The organism is uncultured Campylobacter sp., assembly GCF_937890585.1.
Taxonomy (GTDB): Bacteria; Campylobacterota; Campylobacteria; order Campylobacterales; family Campylobacteraceae; genus Campylobacter_A.
This window is the reverse complement of sequence record NZ_CALACG010000060.1, coordinates 1-5,691: the sequence shown is the minus strand read 5'-3', so window position 1 is coordinate 5,691 and position 5,691 is coordinate 1. Positions and strand designations below refer to the sequence as shown.

The 5,691-nt window shown below is 41.2% G+C and carries 6 protein-coding genes and 1 pseudogene; all 7 read right to left on the bottom strand.

Annotated elements, in window-relative coordinates; translation table 11 throughout:
- Window positions 1–281 precede the first annotated feature (281 nt).
- Complete coding sequence (gene mnmH / locus Q0296_RS01535; RefSeq protein ID WP_298035857.1) at window positions 282–1,289, bottom strand: tRNA 2-selenouridine(34) synthase MnmH; 1,008 nt, start codon at window positions 1,287–1,289, stop codon at window positions 282–284.
- A complete protein-coding gene (locus tag Q0296_RS01530) occupies window positions 1,276–1,761 on the bottom strand; it encodes an HIT domain-containing protein (RefSeq protein WP_149701661.1) in 486 nt (161 codons plus the stop codon). Before Q0296_RS01530 ends, mnmH begins: the two co-directional genes overlap by 14 nt.
- Window positions 1,761–2,546, bottom strand: coding sequence for an indole-3-glycerol phosphate synthase TrpC (trpC, locus tag Q0296_RS01525; protein ID WP_298035854.1), 786 nt, complete (start codon window positions 2,544–2,546; stop codon window positions 1,761–1,763). Before trpC ends, Q0296_RS01530 begins: the two co-directional genes overlap by 1 nt.
- On the bottom strand, window positions 2,543–3,808 hold the full coding sequence (locus Q0296_RS01520) for a hypothetical protein (RefSeq protein WP_298035852.1): 1,266 nt from the start codon (window positions 3,806–3,808) through the stop codon (window positions 2,543–2,545). Before Q0296_RS01520 ends, trpC begins: the two co-directional genes overlap by 4 nt.
- Window positions 3,787–4,152 (bottom strand): YkgJ family cysteine cluster protein, encoded by a 366-nt coding sequence (locus tag Q0296_RS01515; protein ID WP_298035851.1) that lies wholly within the window; start codon window positions 4,150–4,152, stop codon window positions 3,787–3,789. The genes Q0296_RS01520 and Q0296_RS01515 overlap by 22 nt, the downstream gene beginning before the upstream one ends.
- A complete protein-coding gene (locus Q0296_RS01510) occupies window positions 4,149–4,856 on the bottom strand; it encodes a methyltransferase (protein WP_298035849.1) in 708 nt (235 codons plus the stop codon). The genes Q0296_RS01515 and Q0296_RS01510 overlap by 4 nt, the downstream gene beginning before the upstream one ends.
- Window positions 4,853–5,691: pseudogene (locus Q0296_RS01505) on the bottom strand (hypothetical protein); the annotation flags it as partial. The pseudogene Q0296_RS01505 and the gene Q0296_RS01510, both read right to left, overlap by 4 nt.

Sequence of the window (5,691 nt, the reverse complement as noted above, 5' to 3'; positions counted from 1 at the left end):
GGAGTGGGTGGCAGCCAAATTTCCCAGCAAGCCAAATTTAGCTGCTGGTTTGATGTTTTTTAGCGCAAATTTGAGTAAAAATTTACAAAAATAAGAAAAAAATTGAAGTTATAGATAAAAATAGCCTTAAACTAAGTTTTATTTAAGTGCAAAAGAGGTCTATTTTAAGCTTAAGAGCAAATTTGAGCTAGCAATTTTTAAATTTAAAAGCAAATTTAACCTAGAATAATCCAAAATTTAACGACCAAAAAAGTCAAATTAAAAAACAAGTCAGAAGTCCGCTAAATTTTAGCCTCAGCCCTTATCAAATTTAGCTTTTTTACCGCCTCGTCAAGATCATCAGAGCTTACAAAAACGCTAATGTTTTCATTTTTCTTATAGACCTTGTCGTAGTATTTTGTGAGTAAAATTTCAGCCACTTTGGCGATGTCGTTTTCGTTAAATTTAGCTACAGCCTCATCTCTGGCCTCTTTGTCGATAAATGGTGAAATTTTCTTTATGCACTCATCAAAAAAGGCCTTATCCACGCTTTTATAGTCGCTTGTGATGCAAGAAATTCTATTTTCCAAGCTCGCACTAATCTCAACACAAACACCGCTTCGCATCGCTTCATAAAGGCTTTTTGGAAGTGTTAGCGAGCCGATCCTTCTGCTCTCGCCCTCGATAAAGCAAATTTGATCTTTTAGCGCAGAAAGCTCCTCAAATAACGCATCTTCAAAACTCTTTTGGCTAGGCTGTGGGCCATTTATCGCGCCAAAGACTGAGCCTAGGTGATTTGCCATCGCTTCAAGGTCAATTGATGGCGTGAGTGCCCTTATTAGCTTACTTTTATAGCAGCCAGTGTTGCCAAAAAGAGTGATAAATTTCGTGTTTAAAGGACGCTCTAAAAACTCCAAAACATGGTTTCTATATGCCTTGTAGCCGCCATTTAGCCTAAAAACCCTATACCCAATCATGCTTAACACAAAGCCAACCGAGCTTGATCTAAGTCCGCCCTTTGCGCAGTAGATACCGATCGCAGAGCCGACCTTAGCCCTTTTATAGACCTCGTCGATGATATTTTGCAGGTTGTTGCAGATATATTTTGCGCCAAGGCTCTTAGCTAGAGCTCTGTCGTTTTTATAAATCGTGCCTACCTCTTTGTGCTCTGCGTCGTTTAGCGCGTATAAATTTATCGCATCTTTTATGTGCGAGTAGGCATATTCATGCGGCGATCTAGCGTCTATTAAGAGCTCGCACTCGCCCTTTTTTTCCAGCCACTGCTCTATATCAAGCTCATATAACGCCACTAAAAGCCTTTTTTAGTTTTTCAAAAAGCGGATGAAACGGCGTGCCATTTACTCTCACATCGGCGATCGTCGTTATGAAATTTGTATCCCCGCTCCACCTTGGCACAAGGTGATAATGCACGTGCTCAGCTATGCCAGCACCTGCTGCCTTGCCTAAATTCATACCGATATTTACGCCTTGAGCGTGAAGCTCACGCTTTAAAATTTCAACCCCAAGCCTTACAAATTTACTCATCTCAAACCACGTCTGCTCGTCAAGCTCCTCGATCTTGTCGGTGTGATGGTTTGGTATGATCATAAAGTGTCCTGGCGAATACGGGTATAAATTCATTATCCCAAAGCAGTGCTTAGCACGAAAAAGCACACCATTTTTCTCGTCGTCCTCTTTTGAGTTTATGACCTCGCAAAAGACACAACTATCTTTTTTTGCGCTGAAATACTCGCTTCTCCAAGGGGCACAAAGGTGCTGCATCACTCGCCCTCCTTTATCTTTTTAACGGCATTTTTTATATCATCTTGCCTCATAAAATGCTCTCCTATCAAGAAGGCATCGACTCCGATCTTACTTAGCTCGCGAAGCTGCTCATGCTCGTAAAGTCCGCTTTCAGCGACTATTATCTTGCCATTTGGCAAAAGCGGCACGAGCTTCTCGCAAAGGCTCATATCCATCGTAAAATCATCTAAATTTCTATGATTTATCCCTATTATATTTGCTCCTGCAAAGATCGCCTTTTTCACATCGCTCGCGTCATGGGTCTCTACTAAGACCTCAAGCCCTAAGTGGTGCGCGTACTCAAGTAACTCTTTTAGCTCGCTTTGAGTTAGCGCCTTGGCAATGAGTAGGATAAAGTCCGCTCCATAAACAAGTGCTTCTAAAATTTGATACTTATCAACGATAAAGTCTTTTCGCAGGATCGGCCTTGAAGCGTAGCGACGAACTTGCGTGATGTACTCTATATCGCCCTTAAACCAATGAGGCTCTGTTAGGATGCTAAAAGCATTTGCGTACTGCTCGTACTCCTGCGCTATTTTTATCGGCTCAAAGTCCTCTCTTATCACGCCTTTGCTTGGGCTTGCTTTTTTTATCTCAGCTATGATCTTTATAGGCTCATTTTCACTTGCCCTAAGTGCCTTTAAAACGTCTCTTGGCACATATGGGTTGTATGCGAGCGAGCGTCCTAGCCACTCCATAGGAAAGTCTGCCTTGCGTTTTTCTAGATCATCTTTTGTCTTTTTTATGATCTCATCAAGTATCATTTTTTAAGCCTTTTGTTTAAATTTATTATGCAGCGCTCGATGAGGTGCAAGTGCTCTTTTGCCTCTTTTGAAGCCTTAAAATCAACATCTTTCATCGCATGCAACATTATGCCCTTTGCCTTTTTGCACTCGCCAAGCTTGAAGTATCCCCACGCTAGCGAGTCCTCGTAGTAAGGCGAGTCAGGCGATATATTTAGCGCTTTTTGCACCATCTCCACGCCCTTTCTTGGGTCTATGTCGTGGTCAATAAGCAAGTAGCCATAGTAGTTAAAAAAGACGTCGTTCTCAAGCTTTGGCACGCTTGCTTCAAATTTATCCAATATCTCAGCTATCTTTTTCTCATCCAAGCTCTCTTTACTCATCTCGTACTCGTAGATAGCGGCCTTTGCTAAGAAATTTAGATCTCTGCTGTCGTTATAAATTTTAACCGCAAGCACATACGCATCGCCAAAATTTCCAGTCGCAGCGTAAAGATCCATAAGCGTGGCGTCGTTGTAGCCATATTTTTTCAAAATTTCAATAGCCGCTTTGTAATTTTTGTCGTAGATAAAGTACTGCACGATCTTATCAAGATAAGTGGTATCGTGAGTGATGTCATAGATCTCTTCAAAAAGCTCGATCACCTTTGGGAAATTTCTTTGCTGAGAGTAAATTTCAGCTAAAAGCTCGCATGTTTTTTGAGTGCAGCCCTGCTCCTCACGGAATTTCTCGAGGTATTTTGTCGCATCTTTTACATTATCCATGCGGTTTAAAAGGATATCAACGATGCGGAGTAAATTCTCCTCTTCAGGCTTTAGCGAATATGCCTCTTCAAAGTATTTTAGCGCTGTTACCGTATCATTTTGCATCATGCAAATGGTGCCAAGCATGAGCAAATTTTGGGCGTTTGGCTCTTTTGTGGCAAGCTCTTGCATCAGCTCTTTTGCCTCGTTTAGCTTAGATAGATTGACTAAATTTGCAACCTTGATCCTGATAAAATCACTATCGTCTTTTAAGCTCTTCTCGCCCTCAGCCATAAGCGCTTCTAAATTTTCATTTTTCGCGGCAAATGCGAGCTTGATCGCCTCTTTTAGATAGGTTTTTTGATTTGTCTCTTTAAAAAGCCCCAGATAGGTCTGAATGCTAGCGTTTATATCGCCGTTATCTTGCGAGATCAAAGCTTGCATAAGGCGTAAATTTACACTTTTGTTATCATCAGCATAGAGCAGTGGCGAGGCAAAAAATATGCTTATGAAAATTATTAAAATTTTACGCCAACGCATTCTGCTTTTAGCTCCTTTAAATTTTTCTTAAAATGATCCCAAAACGGGAAGGTCCTGCACTGCTGCGGCCTTAGCTCATAGACCGAGCAGTTTTTGTTATTTTCATCAAAAAATATGCACGCAAAGCCTTCTTCATAGGCCTTTTCTCTTATGCTGCGCCTAACGCCCACTTTTATTAGAAATTTGCTCTCAAACTCATCTCTTGACATACCAAAAGCGGCGCAAAATTTTGAAATTTCGCCCTCATCTATCCAGATATAGCCGCTCTCGCCAGTGCAGCACTTGCCGCCACAGCTCTCGCAGCAACTTGGGTCAAACTCATAACTAAAGCCATCTTTTCTCATGCTTGTCCCACGTAGTCCGTGCTGTTTGTATCAGCTTTTTTAAAAATTTCTAATGCCTCTTTCGTGTGCGAGCCATTTTCGCTCATCACCAAAGGCGGCAAGACTTTTAGCTTTGAATTTGAGTTATTTCTCACCTCAAAAAGAGCCAAATTTGCAGGCTTGTCAGCTTTTGTATGGATAAATTTTAAGCACACTAAGTTTAGCTTAAACTCCTTTAAATAACTCACAATCTCCCCCAAATCATCAGGCGCATAGCAAAAAAACGCCCTTTTGTGCGGCTTTAAATTTAGGCTTATGCCTCTTATAAAGTCCTTTAAATTTAGCGAGCTTACATATCTACTAACCCTGATGTGCTCGTCCTCGCTCTGCTTTGCTCCGTCGTGATAAAACGGCGGATTTGAAACTATAAGATCAAATTTCTCGCCATCTTTGAAATTTGCAAAGTCAGCGTTTATAAACTCCATCTCAAGGCCATTTTGGTAAGCATTAAATTTAGAAATTTCGCCATTTATCTGCAAAATATCAAGCGAATTTAGGCTTGCATTTTTATAGTCGCGCTTAAGCAAAAGCCCGAGTATCCCGCACCCTGCTCCCACGTCTAAGACCCTACCTGAGAAATTTTGCAAATTTGATCTTATAAAGTCATAGAGCACGAGCGTGTCACTGTTGTAGCGATAGCCGCTACTAAGCTGAGCTAAGATCATCTATACACCTTGATGATAAAGCCGCGCGAGACCTCTCTTACGATCACTTCTGAGCTAAAGCTGATCCTTGCAAAGTCGCCAAATTCCTCTTTTATAAGCTCAGCAGCTGCTTTTGCACGCTCTTTGCCAACGCCGTAGTTTACGTAGTTGTTTAGCTTGCCAAGGTCGTCTTTTTTGATGCTTTGAGCGACATTTGTTGGGATGACGATATTTTTCTTATCGACGATCGGGATGATCTCATACATATAGTTTGAGTTAAATCTCTGCAAAAACTCGCTCACTCTGTTTTTACACATGACGCTCACCTTGTCCTTTGCGTCCATATCGTCGCACTCAAGAGTTGAGATGAGGACAAGCTTTGTTGGCGTTTCTGGCTTGGTTGTGGCTTGCAAGATATTTTTTAAATTTACATTTTCATTTTCAAGCTCGTCTTGTCTGTTTAAATTTTGCTCGATATCCTTTTGTAGCTCGACTATCTGGGCATTTACGCTGCCGCCACCACCTTTGTGAGTGGTTGAGCTTAGCTCATTTATCTTTGAATTTAGCCTCTCTATCGTCTTGTTGCTCTCGTTTAGCTTTTGCCTTGCGTTTTCTAACTCATTTTGCAGGCTTAGCACATTTTTTGCACCACTTTTGTTACCGTCACTTAGAAGTAGCGAGGTATCGACTATCTTTTTTTGCAGCATATTTATCTGCTGGCGCAAAATTTCGTAGTTTTGCATGTCGATCTTTAGCGTTCTTTTTTGAGCTTCTAGCTCGGTTTGCTTAGAAAGGAGCATTTGACTAGTTTGTGTGACGTTGTTTTCCAGCTCTTTTATCTTTTCATCTTTTGAGC